The sequence below is a fragment of the Candidatus Planktophila sp. genome (assembly GCF_046070465.1).
Taxonomy (GTDB): Bacteria; Actinomycetota; Actinomycetes; order Nanopelagicales; family Nanopelagicaceae; genus Planktophila.
Window position 1 is genome coordinate 1 of sequence record NZ_JBJTMK010000063.1, and the last position, 24656, is coordinate 24656.

Annotated in this window: 27 protein-coding genes; 14 read left to right on the forward strand and 13 right to left on the reverse strand. The window is 49.5% G+C overall.

The window, feature by feature from the left end:
* From ACKOVI_RS02980 to ACKOVI_RS02990, 3 genes are all read right to left on the reverse strand, one after another.
* Positions 1–1411, reverse strand: a 1411-nt coding sequence (locus ACKOVI_RS02980; RefSeq protein ID WP_509602539.1) for a DNA gyrase/topoisomerase IV subunit A, incomplete at its 3' end; no start/stop codon positions are given.
* 26 nt (positions 1412–1437) lie between these two features.
* Positions 1438–2343 (reverse strand): carbohydrate kinase family protein, encoded by a 906-nt coding sequence (locus tag ACKOVI_RS02985; RefSeq protein ID WP_509602540.1) that lies wholly within the window; start codon positions 2341–2343, stop codon positions 1438–1440.
* Between the two features lie 6 nt (positions 2344–2349).
* Complete coding sequence (locus tag ACKOVI_RS02990) at positions 2350–3255, reverse strand: pseudouridine-5'-phosphate glycosidase (RefSeq protein WP_509602541.1); 906 nt, start codon at positions 3253–3255, stop codon at positions 2350–2352.
* Positions 3256–3276: 21 nt separating this feature from the next.
* Here ACKOVI_RS02990 and ACKOVI_RS02995 point away from each other — a divergent pair, with 21 nt between their 5' ends.
* Positions 3277–4389 carry an alkaline phosphatase family protein gene (locus ACKOVI_RS02995; protein WP_509602543.1) on the forward strand — a complete coding sequence of 371 codons (1113 nt, stop codon included), beginning with the start codon at positions 3277–3279 and terminating at the stop codon, positions 4387–4389.
* Between the two features lie 6 nt (positions 4390–4395).
* Here the strand turns inward: ACKOVI_RS02995 and ACKOVI_RS03000 are convergent, their stop codons facing one another.
* Both ACKOVI_RS03000 and ACKOVI_RS03005 read right to left on the reverse strand, forming a co-directional pair.
* The gene (locus ACKOVI_RS03000; protein WP_509602544.1) at positions 4396–5253 is read right to left on the reverse strand and encodes a DUF6671 family protein; all 858 of its coding nucleotides are present in this window, start codon (positions 5251–5253) and stop codon (positions 4396–4398) included.
* Positions 5254–5261: 8 nt separating this feature from the next.
* Entirely contained in the window at positions 5262–5552 is a 291-nt protein-coding gene (locus ACKOVI_RS03005; protein WP_509602545.1) for a helix-turn-helix transcriptional regulator, read from the reverse strand.
* Positions 5553–5625: 73 nt separating this feature from the next.
* On the opposite strand from ACKOVI_RS03005, the gene ACKOVI_RS03010 reads away from it, so the two are divergent.
* Positions 5626–6597: a sodium-dependent bicarbonate transport family permease gene (locus ACKOVI_RS03010; RefSeq protein ID WP_509602546.1), complete on the forward strand. Its 972-nt coding sequence runs from the start codon at positions 5626–5628 to the stop codon at positions 6595–6597.
* Between the two features lie 13 nt (positions 6598–6610).
* On the opposite strand, the gene sepH is transcribed toward ACKOVI_RS03010, so the two are convergent.
* Complete coding sequence (gene sepH / locus ACKOVI_RS03015) at positions 6611–7477, reverse strand: septation protein SepH (protein WP_509602547.1); 867 nt, start codon at positions 7475–7477, stop codon at positions 6611–6613.
* 40 nt (positions 7478–7517) lie between these two features.
* Between sepH and ACKOVI_RS03020 the strand changes: the two genes are divergently transcribed.
* From ACKOVI_RS03020 to era, 8 genes are all read left to right on the forward strand, one after another.
* Positions 7518–8288 carry an inositol monophosphatase family protein gene (locus tag ACKOVI_RS03020; protein WP_509602548.1) on the forward strand — a complete coding sequence of 257 codons (771 nt, stop codon included), beginning with the start codon at positions 7518–7520 and terminating at the stop codon, positions 8286–8288.
* 109 nt (positions 8289–8397) lie between these two features.
* Positions 8398–8898, forward strand: a complete 501-nt coding sequence (rplS, locus tag ACKOVI_RS03025) for a 50S ribosomal protein L19 (RefSeq protein WP_509602549.1) — start codon at positions 8398–8400, stop codon at positions 8896–8898.
* A 14-nt stretch (positions 8899–8912) separates the two neighbouring features.
* Positions 8913–9575, forward strand: a complete 663-nt coding sequence (lepB, locus tag ACKOVI_RS03030) for a signal peptidase I (protein ID WP_509602568.1) — start codon at positions 8913–8915, stop codon at positions 9573–9575.
* A 12-nt stretch (positions 9576–9587) separates the two neighbouring features.
* Entirely contained in the window at positions 9588–10202 is a 615-nt protein-coding gene (rnhB, locus tag ACKOVI_RS03035; protein WP_509602550.1) for a ribonuclease HII, read from the forward strand.
* A gap of 57 nt (positions 10203–10259) precedes the next feature.
* Positions 10260–10631 (forward strand): YraN family protein, encoded by a 372-nt coding sequence (locus tag ACKOVI_RS03040; RefSeq protein ID WP_509602551.1) that lies wholly within the window; start codon positions 10260–10262, stop codon positions 10629–10631.
* The gene (locus ACKOVI_RS03045) at positions 10628–12148 is read left to right on the forward strand and encodes a YifB family Mg chelatase-like AAA ATPase (RefSeq protein WP_509602552.1); all 1521 of its coding nucleotides are present in this window, start codon (positions 10628–10630) and stop codon (positions 12146–12148) included. The genes ACKOVI_RS03040 and ACKOVI_RS03045 overlap by 4 nt, the downstream gene beginning before the upstream one ends.
* Complete coding sequence (dprA, locus tag ACKOVI_RS03050) at positions 12148–12966, forward strand: DNA-processing protein DprA (RefSeq protein WP_509602553.1); 819 nt, start codon at positions 12148–12150, stop codon at positions 12964–12966. The genes ACKOVI_RS03045 and dprA overlap by 1 nt, the downstream gene beginning before the upstream one ends.
* 31 nt (positions 12967–12997) lie before the next feature.
* The gene (gene era, locus ACKOVI_RS03055) at positions 12998–13924 is read left to right on the forward strand and encodes a GTPase Era (RefSeq protein WP_509602555.1); all 927 of its coding nucleotides are present in this window, start codon (positions 12998–13000) and stop codon (positions 13922–13924) included.
* Here era and ACKOVI_RS03060 read toward each other — a convergent pair.
* From ACKOVI_RS03060 to glgA, 3 genes are read right to left on the reverse strand one after another with little or no spacing between them, the layout of a single operon-like run.
* On the reverse strand, positions 13921–14754 hold the full coding sequence (locus ACKOVI_RS03060) for an undecaprenyl-diphosphate phosphatase (RefSeq protein WP_509602556.1): 834 nt from the start codon (positions 14752–14754) through the stop codon (positions 13921–13923). The genes era and ACKOVI_RS03060 overlap by 4 nt on opposite strands.
* Positions 14747–15631, reverse strand: a complete 885-nt coding sequence (locus ACKOVI_RS03065) for a DMT family transporter (RefSeq protein ID WP_509602557.1) — start codon at positions 15629–15631, stop codon at positions 14747–14749. The genes ACKOVI_RS03060 and ACKOVI_RS03065 overlap by 8 nt, the downstream gene beginning before the upstream one ends.
* A 24-nt stretch (positions 15632–15655) precedes the next feature.
* Positions 15656–16840 carry a glycogen synthase gene (glgA, locus tag ACKOVI_RS03070; RefSeq protein WP_509602559.1) on the reverse strand — a complete coding sequence of 395 codons (1185 nt, stop codon included), beginning with the start codon at positions 16838–16840 and terminating at the stop codon, positions 15656–15658.
* Between the two features lie 57 nt (positions 16841–16897).
* Between glgA and glgC the strand changes: the two genes are divergently transcribed.
* Positions 16898–18121 (forward strand): glucose-1-phosphate adenylyltransferase, encoded by a 1224-nt coding sequence (glgC, locus tag ACKOVI_RS03075; RefSeq protein WP_509602560.1) that lies wholly within the window; start codon positions 16898–16900, stop codon positions 18119–18121.
* Between the two features lie 5 nt (positions 18122–18126).
* Here the strand turns inward: glgC and ACKOVI_RS03080 are convergent, their stop codons facing one another.
* Positions 18127–19053 carry an alpha/beta hydrolase gene (locus ACKOVI_RS03080; RefSeq protein WP_509602561.1) on the reverse strand — a complete coding sequence of 309 codons (927 nt, stop codon included), beginning with the start codon at positions 19051–19053 and terminating at the stop codon, positions 18127–18129.
* 101 nt (positions 19054–19154) lie between these two features.
* On the opposite strand from ACKOVI_RS03080, the gene ACKOVI_RS03085 reads away from it, so the two are divergent.
* The 3 genes from ACKOVI_RS03085 to ACKOVI_RS03095 are packed head-to-tail and all read left to right on the forward strand — an operon-like array spanning position 19155 to position 22086.
* Positions 19155–20180, forward strand: coding sequence for a 6-phosphofructokinase (locus tag ACKOVI_RS03085; protein WP_509602562.1), 1026 nt, complete (start codon positions 19155–19157; stop codon positions 20178–20180).
* Positions 20181–20238: 58 nt separating this feature from the next.
* A complete protein-coding gene (locus ACKOVI_RS03090; RefSeq protein ID WP_509602563.1) occupies positions 20239–21582 on the forward strand; it encodes a class II 3-deoxy-7-phosphoheptulonate synthase in 1344 nt (447 codons plus the stop codon).
* A 3-nt stretch (positions 21583–21585) separates the two neighbouring features.
* Entirely contained in the window at positions 21586–22086 is a 501-nt protein-coding gene (locus ACKOVI_RS03095) for a methylated-DNA--[protein]-cysteine S-methyltransferase (RefSeq protein ID WP_509602564.1), read from the forward strand.
* Here the strand turns inward: ACKOVI_RS03095 and ACKOVI_RS03100 are convergent.
* From ACKOVI_RS03100 to ACKOVI_RS03110, 3 genes are all read right to left on the reverse strand, one after another.
* Positions 22083–23114 carry a threonine aldolase family protein gene (locus ACKOVI_RS03100; protein WP_509602565.1) on the reverse strand — a complete coding sequence of 344 codons (1032 nt, stop codon included), beginning with the start codon at positions 23112–23114 and terminating at the stop codon, positions 22083–22085. The two genes, ACKOVI_RS03095 and ACKOVI_RS03100, sit on opposite strands and share 4 nt — an antisense overlap.
* Complete coding sequence (locus tag ACKOVI_RS03105; RefSeq protein WP_509602566.1) at positions 23104–23985, reverse strand: DMT family transporter; 882 nt, start codon at positions 23983–23985, stop codon at positions 23104–23106. Before ACKOVI_RS03105 ends, ACKOVI_RS03100 begins: the two co-directional genes overlap by 11 nt.
* A partial coding sequence (locus ACKOVI_RS03110; RefSeq protein WP_509602567.1) for a deoxyribonuclease IV occupies positions 23982–24656 on the reverse strand: 675 nt, incomplete at its 5' end. The genes ACKOVI_RS03105 and ACKOVI_RS03110, both read right to left, overlap by 4 nt.

Consider the following 24656-nt stretch of genomic DNA (forward strand, 5'->3'; position numbering starts at 1 on the left):
CGATTGCCGCCTTGAGTTCCTTAGATTCTGTCTCAAGCTCGAGCTTGCTCATCTTGGTCAGACGGCGAAGTGGCATATCGAGAATGTAAGTAGCCTGCTCTTCATTGAGTTTAAAGCCCTTGATGAGGGCTTCCTTAGCTGCAGATGCATCATCTGAACCACGAATAATTTTGATGACCTTATCGATATCGATAATTGCTTTGAGCAGACCATCCACCAATGAGAGTCGATCCTCTGCCTTTGCCTTACGGAATTCAGAGCGACGACGCACAACCTCAATGCGGTGATCAATAAAGACCTGAAGGAGTTCCTTAAGGCCAAGTGTCTGTGGGCGACCCTTCACGAGTGCCACTGCGTTGATTGCAAAGCCATCTTCCATAGGAGTGAGCTTGTACAACTGCTCAAGAACCGCCTCTGGCTCGAAACCATTCTTCAGCTCGATTACAACGTTAGTGCCTGTCTGGCCATCGGTAAGGTCGACTATGTCCGAGATTCCTTGAATCTTCTTCGCCTTTGCCAGATCTGCAATACGTTCGACAACTTTTTCAGGGCCGATATTAAATGGAAGCTCCTTGATGACGATTCCCATCTTGCGAGAAGTCACCTTGCTGATTTCAACAGTGGCTCGGACTTTAAATGATCCCTTACCTGTTGCATAGGCTTCACGAATTCCTTCAGCACCCACAAGCTCGCCGCCGGTTGGGAAATCTGGGCCTGGCACATGCTTCATCAATTGATTCAGAGTTGCCTTTGGGTTGTCGATCAAGAACTTGGTCGCAGCAATGACTTCACCCAAGTTGTGGGGAGCCATATTTGTCGCCATACCGACAGCGATGCCTGATGAACCATTAACGAGAAGGTTGGGGAAAGCAGCTGGAAGAACGAGTGGCTCTTGGAGCTGTCCGTCATAGTTGGGTCCGAAGTCCACGGTGTTCTCATCTGATTCTGCGACCATTGTCATTGCAGCTGCTGCAAGGCGTGCCTCTGTGTAGCGCATCGCAGCAGGTCCTGCATCTAGTGAACCAAAGTTTCCGTGGCCATCGATCAAAGGAAGCTGCATTGAGAATGATTGAGCCATACGAACAAGTGCGTCATAAATTGCGCTATCGCCGTGTGGGTGCAACTTACCCATTACTTCACCGACCACACGAGCAGATTTCACGTGGCCGCGATCTGGGCGAAGACCCATATCAGCCATCTGGTGAAGGATGCGACGGTGGACCGGCTTTAATCCATCGCGGGCATCAGGAAGCGCGCGTGAATAAATAACCGAGTACGCATATTCAAGGAATGACTCAGACATCTCTGACGAAACATCGATATCAACAATTTTGCCTGGGAATTCTCCCGGCTTAGGGCCTACAGCCTTGCCCTTTGCGGTCTTTGTCGCCGCGGCTTTCTTAGTTGCCATGGCGCGTATTCTGCCTTGGGAATTGGCTAAATGACGGTACCTACACGCGGGCGGGCGCCTACGATTGCAACACATCGGGCAGCAACCTTTGCCCCGGCCTTTAGCCCATGTTGCATATTCTTTGTCGTCGCGTAGTGAGCGATAAAACCGGCAGCAAATGAATCTCCGGCACCTGTGGTGTCGACAACATCGGCAGAGAGCGCAGGAACTGAAACGAGTATAGATCCACGTGTCTTACCGATAGCCCCTTGCGAGCCTCGCTTAATGACAACAGTTTCGCACTCATCGAGCAGAAGCTCGAGCGCCTTCTCTGGATTGGTTTCACCAGTGAGATAAATAGCCTCTTCCTCATTGAGCAAGAGAACATCCATCAATCGAATCCAAGACTTCACTTCCTCCAGTGGAACTTCCATCATGCCACCGACAGATGCGGGATCAAAGTAGAGCAGAAGTCCTGCCGCTTTAATTTTTGTGATCATCTCCATTACACCCGGTCGTGAGAGTGGATCCAGGGGTGAGTAGCCCGAAAGATAGACAGCGTTATATTCATCGAGCTCAGGCAAGTCGCCGATACGAAGCCCAGAGTTTGCGCCGTTATCGGGAAACATGGTGCGCTCACCGGTGGGATCAACTAAGACAACAACAACACCGGAAGAACCTTTATCGACCATCAAATTGTTGTGACGGACACCTAGCGCATCGAATTCGCTCATCAGGGCAGAGCCTGCAGCATCATCACCAACGTGCCCCACGATCGTTGCGCGTGCATCGGTGCGGGTAAGCCACGAAGCGACATTTCCTGCAGCTCCGCCGCCGTGAGTAGAGATTTTTGAAGGGGTATCACTGCCGTAATTAATCTTGTCGGGCATGACCGCAATCTTGGTGATGACATCGAGCATCACATCACCAATGCAGAGCACGCGCGCAGTCATAGGAGATTACTTCTTTGACGCGACAGCGATATCAGCAGCAAGTGCTGAGTTTGATTTAATAATGTCGATGTTGACCTTAAGGGATTCTCCCTCAGAGGCAGTGTGAAAATGCTCTAGCAAGAATGGTGTGACGTACTTACCGTGAATGCCAGCTTTCTCGGCACCTTCAAGTCCGCTCTTGAGAATCGCATCGTGGCGAGTGCGATCCATCTCTTTCTCAACTGGATTTGCTACAACGAGTCCGTTATTGGTCTTCAGGGCAACGCGCTGAGCAATGACAGCTGCAATTTCTTCTGCGCTATCTACCTGGTGCTCAATCGTAAAACCAGAGTCAGTGAGATAAAAACCAGGGAAGTGGGTCGTTTTAAATCCAACGACACCGATTGCCAAGGTTTCGAGACGTTCAAGAGTCGCAGCAACATCGAGAATTGATTTCACACCGGCACAGACGATAGTGATATCCAATTGTGACAGTGCGGTCAGGTCTGCTGACTCATCGAAAGTTTCATTGGCGCCACGGTGGACTCCACCCAAGCCGCCAGTTGCAAAGACATGGATGCCTGCAAGGACTGCCAGGTGCGCAGTTGCTGCAACAGTTGTGGCAGCAGACTTTCCTGATGCAGCAATGATTGCGAGGTCACGGCTAGAGGCTTTTGCGATGTCATCGCGGTTTGCGATATCAACGAGTTGATCATCTGTGAGACCGATGTGCACGACACCATCGAGGATTGCGATAGTTGCAGGTACTGCTCCCCGTGAGCGGACAATCTCTTCAACTTCACGAGCAACAGTTAAATTAGATGGTCGAGGCAATCCGTGGCTGATGATCGTGGATTCAAGGGCAACGATTGGCTTGCCGCTCTTGAGTGCTTCGGCTACCTCTGGAGATGTGTGGAAATGTAACTGTGACATGAGCAGAACAATACTCGTGGGATGATTGACTCCGTGCACCTATCGCAAATCATGCCTTCCATCATGGCTGGGTTGCGCGTTGCAGATACCCAGGATTTTGCCGGCTGTGGCGAAAGTCCTACCGGTCGCGAACTCCTCTTTCTTATCGATGGCTTCGGCGCTGATTTACTTGCACAGTATTCGGAGCACGCACCCGCAATGTCTTCGATGGTGCAATCACATCTTGTCCAGACTTCATTCCCTTCCACCACTTCGACAAGTCTTGCAACACTGACCACGGGTGCCATGCCTGGTGCTCACGGAATGATGGGCTATACAGTTCGCGTTCCACGAAGCAGTGGGCGGGTACTCAATTCATTGAAGTGGGATGAACGAGTAGATCCTGAAATCTGGCAGCCCATTCCAACGCTCTTTCAGCGCGCTGCCGCAGCGGGCGTAACCGTTACCCATGTTGCTGCAAAGCGTTACGAAGATACTGGCTTTACGCGTGCAGTATTTCGCGGAGCGCAGTATCGCGGTGCCAACATCACAAGTGATTTAGTAGCCGAGACGGTGAGCGCGCTTCACAATTCTCCCGCATTTGTCTATCTCTACGTCAACGATCTTGATTCTGCAGGGCACTCTGATGGAGTGGGTTCTGATAAATGGCTCGCCGCACTATCCAGCATTGATGCGATGGTTGCTCAACTACTTGAGAAGCTACCGAAGGGCACTCGCCTCTGGATTACAGCCGATCACGGCATGATCAATGTTGATGAGAAGATTGTGATGGGCTTAGATAACAATCTTCTGGAAGGAATTGCCACAATCGCTGGCGAGCCACGTGCACGTCACCTTTATCTTCCACAAGATGCGGATTTATCACCTCGGGAAGATTTGATAGCTCGCTGGAAAGAAACGCTCGGCGAAAAGGTCACAATGTTTACTCGCGAGAGCGCAATTGGAGCGGGAATCTTCGGTCGCGATGTATCGCTGGATGCGTCAGAGCGCATAGGTGATGTCATTGCGATTGCCCAAAGAAACTTGGTTTTACTAGACCCGGAGCGCGCAGAGAAGGAAAGTGCAATGGTGGGTCACCACGGTGGCGATAGCGCTACAGAGTCAACAGTGCCGTTACTGACTTCAACTCAATAAAAATTATTAAGGATTGCAGAAGGTGCATTGAGCTGCTTCCAGGACTGTGCGAATTACATTTCCAGGCGCTGTAAAGTCGCACCGGTAGCAACCTAATATTTCTACTGAGATTGCATCGGGATTCACATCACCGCATTCACGGCACTCAACGCCTTTGAGATAATCGATTATGCCCCACCCTGGTGTGGTGCATTGCGGGCACTGTGCTGCAATTCTTAAAGCCAGTCGCGAAGCTGCAGCTGAGATATTTCTCTGTCGGCTAGGGGAGTGCATTGCTCTGAAATCAGATTCAATGACAACTTGATGAGTGGGTGATAATTCAGCCAATGATTCGATCGCTTCTCTCAACGTCGAAATGTCGTGGATGCCTTTGCGGAATTGAGACTGCTCGCGTGAGAAAGTTCTCACAATGAGGCCATGGTGTGGAAAGTCAGCTTTCTCCAGGAACGAAGAGAGGTCATCTCCCCTTCTGGCTGTAATGGTCGCAGCAACTATCTCATTCGACTTATAGCTCTCGGAAATAACTAGCTCGCGCTCACGATCGAGAAAAACAGCGAGCTCATAGTCGCATTGAATCCATGGAATGTGAGGATCAGAACCAATGGATCCCTCTGATGCCATGCCTAAAGTCAAACCGGTGGCATCAAGACCAAGCTCAGCTTTCTTGATTGCAGTGTGAAGCGGAGTGGCTGTGCGTTCTATTTCCCCCGAGAAAGTGCCAAGGATGTCTGTATCAAGTGGAAGTTCATCCAGGGTGAGGTTGAGGTGATCCATGAATGTCTCTTGAAAGAGCTTGAGCTTCTGATGCTTACTGGTCAGGAGTGCTCGCTTTCCACAGTATGGATGCGATTTGATGGAATCCACCGATATTCCTAACTGAAGATTGAAAGGAGTTCGCTGATAGGCCTGTTTGCCTCAGCGGGATGTCGGAATTTCTTCTTTGAATTCACGGTGTATTTGTTCCTGCGCCCTTCGCGCGTAATGAGCACATAGCCAGCTTCTTCAAGTTCGGCCAAAATAGATTGAGCGCGCCTTTCGGTAATTCCGACCGCATCAGCAATCTCTCGAATCTTAGATTCGGGATGGCGACTGAGGTGCACGAGTACGTGACCATGGTTAGAGAGAAAGGTCCAGCTGCCTTCAAGATTTTGATTTTGGGCCATGTAGTTAATATACCAGAAATTTGATACCTGAAATAGATTTCTGGTATATTCACCCAAAATCCGAGGGGGTCTTATGTCTTCACAATCACTGCTCATCAATAATCTGCTCTCAGTTCCGGTGCTTGTATTCACCTTAGGTGTCGTAGCGGCGCTCTTTCGTAGCGATGCGCGCTTGCCCGAACCGGTCTATCAGGCAATCTCGATTTTTCTGCTCTTTGGAATTGGCCTCAAAGGCGGACACTCACTTAAATCCATTGCCTTCACAGACTTCATATCTCCCGCACTTGCCGTTCTCATTATCGGCTCTGTGGTCCCAGCCATCGCATTTTTCTCACTTCGTCTCGTCACAAGCTTAAGTAGCGCAGATCGAGGCGCTTTTGCGGCGCACTACGGATCCACTTCGCTGGTGACTTTTACGGCAGGACTTCTCTTTTTAGAAAATCGCGCAATATCTGTAGAACCTTATGCAACCGCGCTCCTGACGCTGATGGAAATTCCAGGGATTGTGGTTGGAATCTATCTTGGGTCTCGAGGATTAAAGGAGAGTGTGAAGTGGAGAGAAACACTGATTGAGACTCTCACCGGAAAGACAATCATCTTGCTCGTAGGCGGACTATTCGTAGGGTATTTCACCTCAGAAATTGGATATGCAAAAGTCACACCATTCTTTATCGATCTTCAATCCGGCGCCCTCACGCTCTTCTTACTTCACCTCGGCTTTATCGCTGGAGGCCAGTTGGGTCAGTTGAAAACTGCCGGTGTAGCTATTGCAATTTTTAGCATTGTATTTCCGATTGTCGCGGGAGCGCTCGGTGTCTTAGCCGGAACTCTTGCGGGACTATCAGTTGGGGGAGCTGCGATTCTTGGAATCCTTGCCGCCAGTGCTTCGTACATTGCTGCACCAGCAGCTGTTTCATTGGGATTGCCGACAGCAAATGGTTCGCTTGCGCTCTTCGCAAGTATTGGAATTACTTTTCCCTTTAACTTACTTGTGGGAATTCCGCTCTATCTTGAAATGGCAAAGAAGTTAGCAACGATTCTCTAGTTGCTCTGTGGGACTAATTGTTGTCGTAATCTTCTTGCGTCTCAGGTGCATCGGCAACAGGAGCCTTTGACCCAAACATGATTTCATCCCAGGAAGGAATCTTTGCGCGGGCTACAACGCCATCCTCTGAATCAGCTGCAGAGGGAGTATCGCGAATAGCAACAAGACGTGGAGTCTCAGGTTTTTCTTCTTCAACTACAACAGGGGAGAAGAGTGAACTTGCACCAGGAAGTTCGACTGGTGCAACTGGCTCGACTCGTGAAGGGTGAGTGGGTTCGGCAGTGATAAAACCTGGCTCGATAACGCGAGCAGGCGCTTCTTCGCCGATCAGCCATGCACCATTGTCGTCCGTTGGATTGATGGTGCGGCGTGAAGTGTCAAAGTTCCAGGTAGCGATTCCGTTGCCATCGCGGTTGGGAAAGTGCAACTCGATATGCCATGTTGCATCAGGAAGACGCCAGGTATTCCAAGAGAGCTCATCTGCATCAACACCGCGGGGTACGAGCTTGTTGATGACTGCTTCAAGAAATGAAATATCTAGTCGAGTTGAATCTTTACGCAGTGAAGCAGAACGTGCCTGAGAAAGAATGTATTCGCGCTCTTGCAAGATCGGCCCAGAAAAGCGTGCAACCTTGTCGACAGTTGTGTTGCCTTCACGTGCGATGACCTCAGGAGCATCACCTGCACGTAGGCGACGCTGAATTTCTTTCACGCTGATTGTTTGATCAGCATCTTCTGAGGGAACCGCGCTTAAACGTGGTTGATTGACTGTTGCACGGAGAGTGTCGCTAATACGAAGAGAAAATTCGGTGCCATCGTTATCAACCAATGTGAGATGGGTGCCTTCATTGTTCTTGCCATGTAAACGGAGCTCACTCATGGGGGTGAGAATAACTGATGAGGGGCGTAGAATCTCGGCTATGAGCGGTCACAACACAGCAGAACTTCTCTTCCTCGCCCAACGAATCGGGCGCGAAGCTGCAGCACTGTTGATGGATCGTCCCGCAGACCTTCAGGTTGCAACGAAGAGCACGGCAATTGATGTTGTGACTCAAATGGATATTAAGGTCGAGGCGTTTATCGTTCAAGAAATTCTCGCTGCCCGTCCGCATGATGGGTTAATCGGCGAAGAAGGCGCTGCGCGAGAGAGTACATCTGGAATTACCTGGGTCATTGATCCTTTAGATGGAACCGTTAATTATCTCTACGACCTTCCTGGGTGGAATGTCTCAATCGCGGCAAAAGATGAACAAGGGCAATTAATTGGTGTGGTGACAGCGCCATCGATTAATTCAACGTGGTGGGCAGTTCGCGGGGAAGGAGCTTTCTTCAATGGCCGCCAGATTCACTGCAACGATCCTATTGCCCTTGACCGCGCCCTTATCGGTACAGGATTTCAATATGACGTCGCCCATCGCGATCGTCAGATTACCCTCGTTTCAAAGGCGCTTCCTATCGTGCGCGATATTCGCCGCTATGGGGCAGCGGCGGTGGACCTCTGCCATGTGGCGATGGGGCGGCTTGATGCCTATTACGAACATGGCCTCAAAGAGTGGGATTGGGCGGCAGCTGGGCTCATCGCCACGGAGGCAGGGGCTCGCTTTGGGCTTTATGGCCAGGCGCCCTACATGATGACTCTGGCTGCGGGACCGACCCTCTTCCCTGAACTCGAGCTCTTTCTGGGTCTGTAGTTCGAAGTAGCCCTAGGCCTCGATTTTCGCCTTGAGGCTCACCTGTGGCAAGATACGCAGTCTGTACGGCAATCCGTACTCATTAAAAGGTAACTCAAAGGATCCGATCATGAACATTCTCGACGTCGTAGACGCAGCATCCCTCCGCAAGGACATCCCACAGTTCCGCGCAGGCGATGAGCTCAAGATTCACGTCCGTGTTATCGAAGGTAACAAGTCACGTCTTCAGGTCTTTCAGGGTGTTGTAATCCGTCGCCAAGGTGATGGCGTTCGCGAGACATTCACAATCCGTAAGGTCTCTTACGGTGTGGGCGTTGAGCGTACATTCCCAGTACACACACCAGTGATCGAAAAGATTGAACTCGTCCAGAAGGGCGATGTGCGTCGTGCAAAGCTTTACTACCTCCGCGACCTTCGCGGTAAGGCTGCAAAGATCCGCGAAAAGCGTGATGGCATTGTTGGTTACGGCGATGGAATTCTCTCTACCCCTGAGGCTGCACCGGTTGTCGTTGCGGCCGAGCCAGAGATCGTCGCTGAGACTCCAGTAGCGGTTGAAGAAGTTGCAGTGGAAGCGCCAGTTGCTGAAGCAACTGAAACTCCAGCTGAGTAAAAATTTCTAAGTTCCTGCCTCGTAAGGGCTCGTTCTTTCGCGAGTTCCCTTTACTTGTCGTAGTCGCGCTCGCTGTCTCGCTTGTTATCAAGACCTTCTTGGTGCAGTTCTTCTTCATTCCTTCAGGGTCAATGCAGAACACACTTCAAATCGATGATCGCGTTGCAGTTAATAAACTTCCATTCATCGCAAAGTCAGTAAAGCGCGGCGATGTTGTTGTATTCCGCGATCCTGCAAATTGGTTGCCAACTCCTGTTGAAGAAGTAAGTGGAAACAAGATCATTGCAACGGCAAAGGAAGCACTTGTCTTTACGGGCGTTCTTCCTAATCCAGCAAAGCAATATTTGGTAAAACGCGTTATCGGCGTAGCAGGCGACAAGGTTGTCTGTTGTGATGCAAAGGGCGGCCTCACCATCAACGGTAAGGCAACTAATGAGCCTTACATCTTTGCTGGCAATAAACCATCAGAGATGAATTTCAATATCACTGTGCCTGAAGGAAAAATTTGGGTCATGGGTGACCACCGCGGTGCATCAGCAGATTCTCGCTATCACCAAGATGACGTCAACAATGGCATGGTCCCGCTTTCAAAGGTAACCGGGCGAGTCTTTGGAATCATCTGGCCATTGAAGAACTTTGGCTTTGTAGCATCACACGATCCTCTCGCAACAAAATAATTTCTTCGGCACATGTCTGCTTCGCCACAACGCATCGAAGAGATGTTGCGTGATGTCGGAATCTCACCAGTTGCAGGTGTTGACGAAGCTGGTCGAGGACCGTGCGCTGGCCCGCTGATTATTGCTTCAGTCATTCTCGATGATCCTTTCGCCGATACATGGAGAGAAATTCGTGATTCAAAAGAAATTTCAGAGAAGAAGCGTGAAGTGCTCTTCGATGTCGTAATGGAAAATGCAGCAGCGGTCAGTGTGATTGAAGTGTCACCGGAAGAGATAGATCTTCGCGGTGTTCATGCGGCAAACCTCGGCGGAATGCGTCGCGCAGTAAATGGATTGTCGATTACACCTGCATATGTATTGACCGATGGATACGCAATCGAGGGTTTGGCTGTACCTAACCTTGCAGTTTGGAAGGGCGATCAAGTCACCATTTCAATTGGCGCAGCTTCCATTATCGCCAAAGTGACTCGTGATCGAATCATGCGTGAGATGGATGCGCTCTACCCCGGCTATGGGTTTGCCGGACATAAGGGTTACATCACAGCAGCTCACACGGCAGCGATTCAAGAACGTGGTGTTCTGCCTATTCACCGTAAGTCTTTCTCCAATATTGCAGCGCTTCTGTAATCCACAGGCACGGCTTTACTCTCGCTTGAAGGCAGCGCGAAACTCTATTTTTCGCGGATGGTTCTTAAAAAGAGTAGAAATCTAGCTTTAGGCTCATTTGGCGAATCGCGAGTTGCAGACTTTCGATTGCAGCAAGGCGATGAAATTGTAGATCGCAATTGGAGGGTACGCGAAGGCGAAATTGACCTTATCTCCCTAGATAAGTTCGGAACTTTTCACTTTATCGAGGTCAAGACGAGAAGTTCGTTGGCATTCGGCCATCCATTTGAATCAATATCGCAAGTAAAGCTCTTGCGCATGCAACGACTGGCGATGGGGTGGTTGGTCACTCATGATTGCTTCGGGTGTGAATACTCAATTGATATTGCATCAGTACTCATTAATCCTGATGGTACTCATAGTCTCGAATTCCGAGCAGGTGTTCTATGACTATTGGCCGCACTCAGGCAGTCGCCCTTCAAGGGTTATTAGGAACAGTAATAGATATTGAATGTGATATTGCCGATGGAATACCCATGTATTCACTTCTTGGATTGCCCGATACATCTCTGCAGGAATCTCGCGATCGCGTGCGAGCTGCGTTATCAAATACCGGGCAGAAGTGGCCCAATAAGAAAGTTACAGTCTCGCTATCGCCTGCATGGTTACCGAAGAGCGGTCCAGGGTTCGATGTTGCAATTGCATTAGCACTGCTCGCAGCTGATGGAGTACTGCCGCAAGCGCCATTTGATGGAGCAATAATTCTCGGTGAGTTATCGCTTGATGGCGCGATTCGTTCTGTACGTGGAGTCCTGCCATCGCTGATCGCCGCTTATAAATCAGGGCTTACGCGCGCAATAGTTCCTCATTCAAATTTGCGCGAGGCAGAACTGATGGAGAATATGGAGATTCTCTCTTTCGAACATATCTCAGAGATTTTTCGATGGGCACTTCATGGTGAATATCCATTGAACGAACCTCTTGATTTAGAAATTGAAAACGTGGATGAGAATCTCGACTTCTCTGATGTCGCCGGACAGTCACGTGCTCGATTTGCTGCAGAGGTCGCTGCAACGGGCGGGCATCACCTACTGTTGATTGGTCCACCTGGTGCCGGAAAGACGATGATCGCATCGCGTATTCCATCGATACTTCCTCCCTTGACTGTTGAAGAAGCATTAGAGGTAACGGCAATCCACTCGATTGCAGGTGGGCTGACAAAGAGATCCCCCATGTCTCGTGTAGCACCAATTATCTCTCCGCACCATAGCGCTACTCGGGCATCAATAGTTGGGGGAGGCGGCCGTTCAATCTCTCCGGGCGCAATTTCACTGGGACACCGAGGCGTGCTCTTTATAGATGAAGCACCTGAATGTGCATCTGGAATATTGGATTCATTGCGTCAGCCTTTGGAATCAGGAAATATCACGATTGCTCGTCAGATAGGAAATGTGACTTTCCCTGCCCAGTTTCTCTTAGTACTTGCTGCCAATCCATGTCCATGCGGAAAGTTTTCAGGAAAAGGTCGCGGATGTACTTGTTCATCGCTGCAAGTGCGACGGTATCTCGGCAAGTTATCTGGGCCATTGATGGATCGCATAGATATTCGGGTCACAGTGGATCCAGTAGGTCGCGTGGAACTTGCATCCACAGAGCTCGGTGAGTCTTCGGCCGAGATTCGCAATCGGGTTGTTGGTGCGCGAGGTCGAGCTGCTCAAAGGTTCAAAGATGAATCCTGGACTTTAAATTCTCAAATCCCTGCACGGTCTTTACGTACAACATATTCACCAGATCGCAGCGCGATGAATTTCCTCCATGATGAATTGGATAAAGAGAACATCACGGCCAGAGGGCTTCATAAAGTCGTGCGTCTTTCGTGGACACTTGCAGATTTAGCCGGACACTCAAAGCCAACGCTCGATGACGTTCAAAGAGCATTCCTACTTCGTGATGGAGGAGAGTACTGATGGAGATTATGGATATGCGTTTAATAATTGCTGCGCATTACGAACCTGGCACACCTCGAGTCGCACGCGAGATTGAAGAACGTGGAGTTGAAGAAGTAGTTGCTGGTATTCCAGAGAGCGAGAGAGTAAATATTCGTGAAACGTACAATGCAATTTCGGCCTGCGGGGGAGTACTTCTTATGCCAGAGGATCCTCAGTGGCCAGCTCATCTCAATGACTTAGCAGTTCCACCTGTAGTAATTATCGTTAAGGGGGATCTTTCTGTACTGCAACAGCAATCTTTGGCGATTGTGGGTACACGAAATCCAACTCCTTACGGAGTCAAAAATGCACAAGAGTTCGCTACCGGTTTTGTCGATCGCGAGTGGGCGATCATTAGTGGGGGCGCCTACGGAATTGATTCTGCCGCTCACAAGGGCGCCCTCATAGCTGAAGGTGCGACAATTGCAGTAACTGCATCAGGGTTGGACAGTACCTATCCGGCAGGCAACCAAAGACTTTTCGACGAGATTATTGAAAATGGCGCCATCATTACCGAATACCTACCAGGTGCAATAGCCCGCCCGCATCGCTTCTTGGTTCGCAACCGATTGATTGCAGCGCTCTCGAAAGGGACTTTAGTAGTTGAAGCTGCATTTAGAAGTGGATCTTTACGCACTGCACGAGATGCTTCAGAACTCCTGCGTCCTGTTATGGCAATTCCTGGTCCGATTACTGCGCCGACTTCTGAAGGATGTCATCGATTAATTGGCGAAAGGAGCGCAGAACTCGTCACGTCGGTTGCCGATGCATATGAGCTGATGACTTCCCTGGTCTAGAAAAGGGGTGAAGTAATGAGAGAATAGAGGTATGAGTGAATTCCGTTCGGGCTTTGTTGCCATTGTTGGCCGCCCTAATACAGGAAAATCCACTCTCATTAACGCCCTTGTCGGCAGCAAGATTGCGATTACATCGCATCATCCCAATACAACACGGCATGCAATTCGTGGAATTATCAATAACCCAGAATTTCAAGCGGTTCTCGTGGATACACCTGGTGTTCATAAGCCGCGCACCTTGCTGGGTCACCGACTCAATGCTGTTGTTAACGAGAGCCTTGATTCTGTCGATGTCATCATGATGTGTCTTCCAGCAAATGAAGCAACCGGTGCTGGCGATCAATTTATTGCAGCAGAAATTGCAAAGCACCCACGTGCAAAGAAGTTTGCTCTTGTCACCAAGACTGATACCGTCAACAAGAAGAGCCTTGCAGATCGTTTGATGACAATCAGCGATCTTGCTGTTGGATTTACCTGGGATGAAATCATTCCGGTTTCAGCTGTGATTCATGACCAAATCGAATTATTAGAGAAAATCATCGGCGATAACCTTCCCGTAGGTCCTGCCTTCTACCCAGAAGACCAGAAGAGCGACCAGGGCACCGAACAATTGATCTGCGAACTCATTCGTGAAGCAGCCATGCGTGATGCCCTGCAAGAACTTCCGCACTCGATTATGGTGACTATCGATGAGATGTCTGAGCGTGAGCCCAATGGAACACGTCCGTTCTATGACATTCATGCTTCCATCCACGTAGAGCGCGATTCACAAACCGGCATCATCTTGGGCCACCAAGGGCAACGCCTCAAAGATATTGGAACGCGCGCACGTAAAGATATTGAGCGCGAGCTGGGTGCGCGAATTTTCCTTGGGCTACACGTTAAGGTTTCTAAAGAGTGGCAGCGCGATCCCAAGTTATTGGAGCGCCTTGGATTTTCAGATAAGAAGCACTCTTAAGCAGAGATTGCGCCAGTACCAAGCGCAATTAATAGTGCAGTACCTAACACGATTCTATAAATCACAAATGGCGTAAATGATTTTGTTGAGATGTAACGCATCAACCATGCAATGACGGCATATCCCACAATGAAGGCGACTAAGGTCGCCGTGATTGTCTGCGACATTGTGAAGACGCGAATGCCAGGTTCGTCGATTGCTTTCTTTAATTCATAAAGCCCGCTACCAAAGACTGCAGGAAGAGCGAGTAAGAACGAGTAACGCAGCGCAGATTCGCGACGATATCCAAGGATTCGCCCCATTGCGATAGTTGCACCTGAGCGAGATACGCCTGGAATCAGCGCAAGGGATTGTGCGAGGCCATAGAGAATTCCGTGGCCGGGAGTCAGTTGATCGAGAGTGCGCTCATTGCGCCCCATGTAATCCAAGAATCCCAAGAGGAATCCGAAGACGATAAGCGTTGTTGCAATGATCCACAGTGAGCGAAGTTCGTTTTCGATGTAGCTCTGCCCAAGATAGCCCAAGATAACGATGGGTAAAGTACCCACTGCAATGAGCCAAGCAAGGCGTGCATCACTGCTTTCGTGATGCGTCAGATGTGAGCTGCGCTTGAGCGACTTAAGCCAAGCTTTGATGATTGAGAAGATATCTTTGCGGAAATAAATCAAGACTGCGAGCTCGGTTCCGATCTGAGTAATCGCAGTAAAGGTTGCTCCAGGATCTCTCGCTGAATCCATTAACTTGCCAATGATTGCCAAGTGAGCATTTGATGAAATTGGCAAGAACTCAGTAAGACCTTGAATAATTCCTAAGAAGATTGCACTAAACATTGGCAGTTGCCTCACTCTTTCGACTTGCAAAATAAGAGCCGACTAGAACGAGCGGCAGTCCAAGAACGATGCCAATTGTAAGTGGCTCACCCAAGATAATGACGCCAAGAACTACGGCACAGGCAGTATTCAGGTAAGTCACAAGAGAGGCACGGGCAACATCAATAATTGAGGTCAGAGTAAAGAAGATTGCAAATGCCAAGCCTGTTGAGAGAACACCTAGACCGATAATTGCCGAGATAGCTTGGGAAGAAATGTGGTGGTCTGGCCATTGAGCCACAGTAAAAGGTAGATAGAAGAGAGCGGTGATTGCCATTGCCACTGCATTAATCGCTACTCCCGATACTCCTGGCAGCTTTCCTTGCACCATCATGACCGCGTATGAATATCCCACTGCAGCAAGGAGAACCATTCCGATTGCCAGTGGATCGACGCTGCCCTTGATGCTCTCGATTCCAACAACTGCAATCAATCCAATAAAACCAATAACAATTCCGAGAAGGCGCTTGTGATGCCACACAGTCTTATCGCCTTTGAGAGAGGCGAAGATAGTTGCCCAGATAGGTACTGATGCAATCAGCAAACCGGCAAGACCGGATGAGATTTTCTGTTCGGCAGTACCGATGAGAATCCAAGGGCCAATCATTTCGAGGATTGCATATGGAATTACATATTTGATTCCACGAAGTGCGGCTCCCAATGATTTCTGATGTATCGACCAAGGAATCAAAATTGCCGCACCGATTGCGGTTCTCAGGCAGACAACAGTTGCAGGGGAGAAGCCATTCTCAGGATCGACAGCAACTTTGATAAAAAGATATGGAACACCCCATAGGAATCCAACCAAGAGAAATAGACCTAAGCCGCGACGCGACATTGTGGCTCCAATGCTGTGCTGTAGTTAGCGGTTATTGATAACCGAGCGATAGAGAGCGAGTGTAGTTGCCGCGACTGCATCCCACCCAAATTCATTCATCGCGCGCTGACGTCCAGCTTTTCCATATTGAACGAGAAGATCTGGATTTCCCATTAAGCGGGTAATCGCAGCCGAGATTTCAGATTCAAATCGAGGTATGTCGTTTTCGGTGAAATTAACGAGCTCGCCAGTCTTGCCGTCGCTGACAACTTCAGGAATGCCTCCCACACGAGAAGCCAAGACCGCTGTTTCACACCCCATTGCTTCAAGATTGACGATTCCCAACGGTTCGTAAATCGATGGACAGAGGAAGAGGTCTGCATAGGTGAGTGCTGCAGTTAATTTATCGTGGGGGAGCATCTCCTTGATCCACCAGACGTTGCTGCGAGTTTTTTGCAGTTCAGCAATGAGGTCAGCTACTTCTGCGCCAATTCCGGGTTCATCAGGGCTGCCTGCTGCGAGGACAAGTCCATATTCTGCTGGAACATCGCGCCAGGCACGCAGTAAATGGGCCAATCCTTTCTGGCGAGTAATGCGACCAACAAACATCGCATAACGTCCAGTGATTCCAAATTCCTTCAAAACGGAGTTATCGGAATTTGGTGTAAATCGTGATGTATCAACACCATTGCGAATCGTGACAACCTTTGCAGGATCAACATTGGGATATGCCTTCAGAACATCGGCACGCATTCCATCGCTGACTGCGATGATGGCAGCAGCTGCTTCATAAGCCGTCTTCTCTGCCCAGGAAGAGATTTGATATCCACCGCCGAGTTGATCTGCTTTCCATGGGCGAAGTGGCTCGAGCGAATGTGCGCTAACGATATGCGGAGTTCCATAGAGCAATGACGCTGTATGGCCAGCCATATTTGCATACCAAGTATGTGAATGAATGACATCAACGTTGCCGAGATTATTAGCGATAGCCAAATCCGTTGCAATAGCCTGAAGGGCCGGATTGGCATCGACAAATTCTGCTGGGGTTGAATATCCAAAAGCACCATCCTCGCGCGCACCACCAAAGCAGTGGACATCAACCTCAACGTGATTGAGTTTGCGAAGAGCTTCGGTTAATTGGACGACATGGACACCGGCTCCGCCATATACAGCAGGCGGCCACTCCTTAGTAATGATTCCAATTCGGGTCTGATCAGCTGCGCTCGACATAGAGAAAGAGTAGTCGCGGGTATGGCTTTGTAGTAGGGAGTTCTGTAGCCTTTGTCCATGGCGCGCTTTGAATCTCCACTCGGAATCGTCCTTGCAGGTGGCGAGGGTAAGAGATTGATGCCACTTACGGCAGATCGCGCAAAGCCAGCAGTGCCATTTGGTGGCTCATACCGCCTCATCGATTTTGTTCTCTCCAATCTTGTGAATGCCGATATGCGCAAGATTGCAGTTCTTACCCAGTACAAGTCACACTCGCTTGACCGCCACATCACCACCACTTGGCGCATGTCAACGCTGTTAGAAAATTACGTAACTCCAGTTCCTGCCCAGCAGCGCCTAGGTCCGCGTTGGTATACAGGTTCGGCTGATGCAATTTTGCAGAATTTCAATTTGATTCAAGATGAAAACCCAAAGCATGTAGTTGTATTCGGTGCAGATCACGTTTATCGCATGGATCCAAGTCAGATGTATGACCAGCACCTTAGTACTGGCGCAGGCGTCACAATCGCTGCAATTCGTATGCCACGTTCAGAGGCACATGAATTCGGTGTCATTGAACTCGCTGAAGATGGCATCACTATTAAGAAATTCCACGAGAAGCCAGCTGATCCTCCTGCAATGCCAGGTCACCCAGATCTTGCATTGGTTTCAATGGGTAACTACATCTTCAAGCGCGATGTAATGGAAGAAGCGCTCATCCTGGATTCTGAAGATCTTGAATCTCGCCACGATATCGGCGGAAACATCATTCCAATGCTCACTGCAGCGGGTCAGGCAAAGGTGTACGACTTCGAGCACAACGTTGTGCCAGGTGCAACTGAGCGCGATAAGGGTTATTGGCGCGACGTAGGTTCGATTGATGCCTACTATGACGCACATATGGACCTCGTCTCAATCCATCCAATCTTTAATTTGTATAACCGTGATTGGCCACTACTGACCAACCCACCTTCATTGCCTCCTGCAAAGTTCTCTGAAAATGGAATCGCGCAAGACTCCATTGTTGGTGCTGGTTCGATTATTGCCGGCGGACACGTCAGCCGTACAGTCGCCTCGTACGATGTTCATGTTGGTACCGGCGCTTTTGTCGATAGTTCTGTCTTGATGCCTAACGTCAAGATTGGAGACCGTGCGGTCATTCGTAAAGCGATTATCGATAAGGGTGTTGTTGTCGAACCTGGTGCTCAAATTGGCGTAGATCTCGAAAGAGACCGCCAACGCTTTACTGTCACTCAATCAGGAATCGTCGTTGTTGGAAAAGGTATTCGCGTTACTCCATAGTGAAATTAGGCTAGGAGTTTTTTCAACTCATCTGCGACAAAATCGATCGCTTCCTGTGCTGTAGGCGTTACGGCCAGGTTAGTAAAGAATCCATGAATCATGCCTTCATACTGTTTGTACAAGACAGGTACGTGGTCGCGATGTAAGAGGGCCGCATACTGCTCACCATCGCTAAGTAGAGGGTCGAATTCTGCGGTCAGGATGATTGCTGGCGCTACCTCAGTGAAATCTTTTGCGGTCATAGGTACTGCATATGGATTCTCGTTGTGAGCATCGCCTTGAAGATATTGATCCCAGAACCATTTCATGGCTTGAGTCGTGAGACCGTAACCAGTTGCCATATTTTCATATGAATCAGTGGTGAATTTTCTTCCGTTGCATGGATAAATCAAAAGCTGAAACTTGAGAGTTATTCCTATGTCGCGTGCCTTGAGAGCAACAGCACTTGCGAGAGTTGCACCTGCGCTATCACCTGCAACACCTACAAAGTCTCGATCAATCTTCAGTTCGTCACTATGTGCCATAACCCATTGAAGTGTTGCAAAGCAATCATCGAACGGAATTGGGAAAGGATGTTCTGGCGCCTTTTGATAATGAACTCCAATGATTGTGAACCCTGATTGATTTGCAAGACGTGACATAGATGCGTCATACATATCAAGATAGTTGAGTACAAAACCGCCACCATGGAAATGCACTATTGCAGGTGCCGCCGGATTATCTGTCGGTCGGTAAATTCGAATAGGGAGATCGGCGGTTGGTCCAGGGATAAAGCGATTGATCACTTCTCTCACTGGTTCGACCGGTCCAGATGTCGCCATGCGCCCTTGGGTATTTGCGCGAATCTCAGATAATGGCGCATCCCACACTGCAGGAAGTCCAGCAGCCGCCTGCTTCTCGAGGAATGCTTTGATTTCTGGGGCCAGTGGCATGGAGACAGTAAATCACGGGCACGCTAGACTTGACCCAGGTCAACGTTGACATCAGGGCTTCTTTTGCAAAGCCCAATCACACTTTCAATTTGGAGTTTCAAATGCGTTTTGGTGTTCTTACAGGTGGCGGAGATTGCCCAGGTCTTAACGGTGTCATCCGCGGTGTTGTGACAAAGGGAATCAAGGATTACGGCTACGAGTTCGTAGGTTTTCGTGATGGCTGGAAGGGGCCTCTCGAGGGACTGACAATGCCTTTGGATCTAGCAACAGTAAAGCCCATCCTTGCAAAGGGCGGAACAATCCTCGGATCATCACGCACAAACCCATTTAAAATTGAGGGTGGCGTTGAGAAAATCAAGGCTAACCTTGAAGCACACGGCGTGGATGCACTTATCGCAATCGGCGGAGAAGACACTCTTGGCGTGGCTACAAAGCTCCACGCTCTTGGCGTCAAAGTCATCGGTGTTCCAAAGACGATCGATAACGACCTCAACAACACAGACTTCACATTTGGTTTTGATACTTCAGTCAATATTGCAATGGAGGCTATCGATCGCCTTCACACAACTGCAGAGTCACACCACCGCCCATTGATTGTTGAAGTGATGGGTCGCCACGCTGGCTGGATCGCGCTTCACTCAGGAATCGCAGGAGATGCTGCATGCATCTTGATTCCAGAGCAGAAGTTTTCGGTCGAAAAGGTCTGCGAATACGTCAAGTCACGTTTTGAGACAGGCACAGCACCCATCATCGTTATCGCTGAGGGTGCAATCCCGCAGGATGGCGACATGATGGTCAAGGATCAAGAGCTCGATGCTTTTGGCCACGTCAAGCTTTCAGGAATCGGCGAATGGCTTGCTCAAGAGATTGAGAAGAAGACCGGTTACGAGACTCGTTGCACAGTTCTTGGTCATATCCAACGCGGTGGAACACCAACAGCATTCGACCGTGTTCTCTCATCACGTTTCGGTCTTGAGGCAATCACTGCGGCTCACCAAGGTGACTGGGGAACAATGATGGCTCTCCACGGAACAGATATCGTTCACGTCCCATTGGCATCAGCTACAGATGTCTTGAAGACAGTTCCGCTATCTCGCTATGAAGAGGTTTATTCATTCTTCGGTTAAGCCGATAAGAATAGAAATTACCCCGCACCAATTCCCTACGAGACTTTAGGCTAACGACATGACTTCTTTGGATTCGCTCTTTGACGATAAGGCTGTTGCTGCGCAACAACCCAACTGGCCAGGCGGTCCACAAGGTGAGCCATTAGCTAAGGCAGTGGCAGAGCTCAAATCTCTGCCACCGCTTGTCTTCGCAGGTGAATGCGATGAACTCAAAGCACGCATCGCAGACGCTGCCGCAGGTAAGGCGTTTTGGTTACAAGGCGGTGATTGTGCAGAAACTTTTGGATCCGCAACTGCTGATTCAATCCGCAATCGCATCAAGACAATCCTCCAAATGGCAGCCGTGTTGCAGTACCAGTCTTCACTTCCTGTGATCAAAGTAGGGCGTATGGCTGGTCAATTTGCGAAGCCACGTTCTAATGACACTGAGACTCGTAATGGCGTCACACTTCCGGCATACCGTGGGGATGCCGTCAACGGACTCGAGTTCACAGAAGAGTCTCGCACCCCGGATCCACAACGTTTGGTAAAGGTTTACAACACTTCTGCGGCAACTCTCAACTTGGTACGTGCGTTTACCCAAGGTGGATTTGCAGATCTCCGTCGCGTTCACGAATGGAACAAGGGATTTATTAAGGACTCAACATTCGGCGAGAAATACGAACAAGTCGCAAATGAAATCGGTCGCGCACTCTCATTCATGGAATCAGCAGGCGTTGATCCCAATGAATTCAAGGCTGTTGATTTCTATGCAAGTCATGAAGCGCTCATAATTGAATATGAGAAGGCACTGACACGTATCGATTCACGCACAGAACTTCCTTACGATGTATCTGGTCACTTTATCTGGATCGGTGAACGCACACGGCAGATGGATGGCGCACACGTTGATTTTGCATCAAAGGTGCGCAATCCAATTGGTGTAAAACTGGGTCCAAAGACAACGGTTGAAGATGCTCTCGCCTTGATTGAAAAGCTTGATCCCAATCGCGAGCCAGGTCGACTTACCTTCATCACTCGCATGGGTGCAGGCAAGATTCGCGAGATTCTTCCAGCACTTGTGGAAGGCGTGACAAAGAACGGTGCACAAGTTCTCTGGGTCTGCGACCCGATGCACGGCAATACATTTGAGACTTCCAATGGCTATAAGACCCGTCAATTCGAAGATGTCCTCGATGAGGTTCGCGGCTTCTTTGAGGTTCATAAGGCGCTTGGGACACATCCTGGCGGAATCCATATCGAGCTCACCGGTGATGATGTTACCGAATGTCTCGGTGGCGGCAATCAGATCTCAGAGAAGGATCTTGAATCCCGTTATGAGACTGCGTGTGACCCACGCCTGAACCACTCACAATCCCTCGAGCTTGCATTTCTCGTTGCAGAGATGTTGCGCGATCGCTAAAGAATGAATGAGCTCGTATCGACGACGATGTCGTCTCCGATAGGAAAGCTCTACATTCTCAGCCGTGGCACAACAGTTCTCGGTCTCAACCTCTCAGGTTTCCAAGACCTTCTCGCATCGCTATCTCAGAAAGAGTTAGAAGAGAAGATCGGAAAGAGTTCAAAAATTCCTGGCATTACCGACACGTTGGAAAATTACTTTGATGGCGCCCTCACGGCAATCAATTCAATTGCAGTCAAGCAACCAGGTGGAGATTTCTCTCAAGCCGCATGGGCTTCCATGCGCAAAATCAAAGCTGGCACTGCTGAGTCGTATGCTGACTTGGCATACCGCGCAGGAAGCCCAGCTGCAGTACGTGCAGCGGGAAGTGCATGTGCCAAGAATAAGATTGCCGTAATTATTCCTTGCCACCGCATCATTAAGTCAGGTGGTGCGATTGGCGCCTATGGCTGGGGAGTAAATAAGAAGGTGTGGTTACTGAAGCACGAAGGCTATGAGCTCTAACCAAGCACCTTTGTCATAATCGCAATAGCTTCATCGCATTGAGCATCATCAAAATCAAGATGAGTGACAAGACGTGCAAAGGATTTTCCTAAGGCGCTGATCCACAGTCCATTTTCCTTACAACGCGCTGCAAAATCAGCGGCCGAGATGCCGAGTTGAGAGAGATCCAAGCCAACGATATTTGTTTCAACATGGTCAGGATTAATAAGGGTGGCATCATGCGCGGCAAGTGCCAACGCCATCTTCTTGGCGCGTGCATGATCATCTGCCATGCGAGCGATGTTGTTGTCGAGCGCAAAATCAGCTGCCGCTGCGAGCAGGCCAATCTGTCGCATTCCTGCACCGTACCGTTTTCTCCACACGCGACATTCAGCGATTGTTTCCTTGCTTCCGAGTGAGACTGACCCTACAGGCGCACCAAGTCCCTTTGAGAGACAGACGCTAATAGTGTCGAAGTGCTTTCCAAATTCAGCGAGTGGAGTACCGGTAGCTACATGTGCATTCCAGATACGAGCTCCATCGAGGTGCATCGAAATTCCACGCGCACGAGCTTCGCGGGAGAGTTTTGCAATCTGGTCGATTGGTTGAACGGTTCCACCGCCGAAGTTGTGTGTGTTTTCTACCGCAATAGCTGTGGTGGAGACTAAATATGGGCCGGCATTTTCATGAGCAAGTGCCAGAGGTACATCGGCATTGAGCAATCCGCGATCAGACTTCCATGTGCGAGTTGTAATGCCGCTGAAAACAGCGCCAGCACCTAGTTCGGCTCGAACGATATGTGCACGTTCATCTGTCAGGAGTTCTTCTCCTGGCTTTACAAGTGTGCGAATCAGAAGTTGATTGGCAAGGGAACCGGTAGGGGAGAAGAGGCCGGCTTCCATTCCGAACATTGCCGCAATGCGCGCTTCCAGTGCGTTGACGGTTGGATCGTCACCATAGACATCGTCGCCGACCTTTGCAGAGGCAATTGCCTCACGCATCCCGTGAGATGGTTGAGTAACTGTGTCAGAACGTAGATCAATTGCCATTGCCCACCTCTACCTCTCGTGGTTTTACGATCGCGAACATTGCAACTAAAACAAGAATGCCGCCTAGCAAAGCTTGAGCCCTAATTGTCTCGCCTCCCAAGAGAACTGCAAAGAGGGCTGCAAAGACAACTTCCATAGTCAGAATTACTGCAACTTTTGTCGAAGAGATATGGGCTTGTGACCAAGTCTGTACCATAAATGCGATTGCGGTACAGAAAATCGCAGTATAGATAACAACTGGCCAGCCGGATTTTCCTGCAGGGAGTTCGTACCCTTCAGCAAAGGCGAGGACACCCGTAAGAATTGCACATCCCGTCAGCTGCACAACGGTCATTGCGTAGCTATCGAGTCCATTACTCCAATGTCCAAGAGCCACAATGTGGGCGCCGAATGCAACCGCACTGACCAAAACCAAGAGCTCTCCGTAGCCAACTGACCAACCATGAAGCGAAAGGAGGGCCAGACCGGTCGTCGCGGTGATGACGCAACCCCAGGTGTAGAGGTCGATTTTCTGGCGCAGAACAATCCAGGCAATCAGGGGAGTGGAGACCACATACAACCCGGTGATAAATCCTGTGATTGCAGCACCAGCAATTGCAAGTCCCAGTGTTTGAAAGATATATCCAGTACCGAGAAAGAGCCCTGCCAATAAACCTTTACGGAGAATCTCCGGAGTAATCTTCTTAAGAACCGCTGGTTTGAGGGCAATCATTGCAATAACAGCACACGCGAAACGAGTAAAGAGGAAGCTATTGACGTTCTGCTTTGCGATGGGATCTTTCATCACAACAAATGCCATTCCCCACGAAGCTGAAACGGCAAGCAGTGCCCACGGAGCTAATTTGATGAGTCGACTGTGAGCGTGGCTCATCCGCGCAATTTCTTTAAGAGTGCGATTTCAGCGCCGTGCTCAGGCTCCATTCCTGGAGTTTCAAGAATGAGGGGAGCGTTAGCCACTGCTGGATGTTTCAGGAGCTCTTTAAAGGGAGCCTCACCAATAAATCCCTGCCCGATATTTTGATGGCGATCTTTCAGCGCACCACAGACATCCATTGAATCGTTTGCGTGAATCAATTGGATTCGCTCGATGCCAGCGACCTCAACTAAGAGATCGAGAGTCTCTTTCATGCCACCCTTTTTAGCAATGTCGTGTCCTGCAGCAAAGACATGACAAGTATCGAGACAGATACCTACCTTTGGATGGTACTCAAGAGCCTTCAAATATTTATCTATATCTTCAAGTCGCTTGACGAGGGATTGACCTTGGCCCGCTGTTGGTTCAAGCAACAACATCGGTGCATCATCACCGAGCTTTTCAAGGATAGGCATCATGCCCTTATTAATTTGCTTCCACGCTTGATCTACAAATTCTTCTTTGACTGCAGAGCCGGTGTGAACAACAACGCCGAGAGCTCCGATTTCCTGACCTCGCTTTAACGAATAGGCGGTCGATGCGAGTGAATTCTTATAAGTATCTTCAGTAGGAGATCCTAGATTGATCAAAAATGGTGCGTGTACATAGACCTCGAGATCGAGCGCATC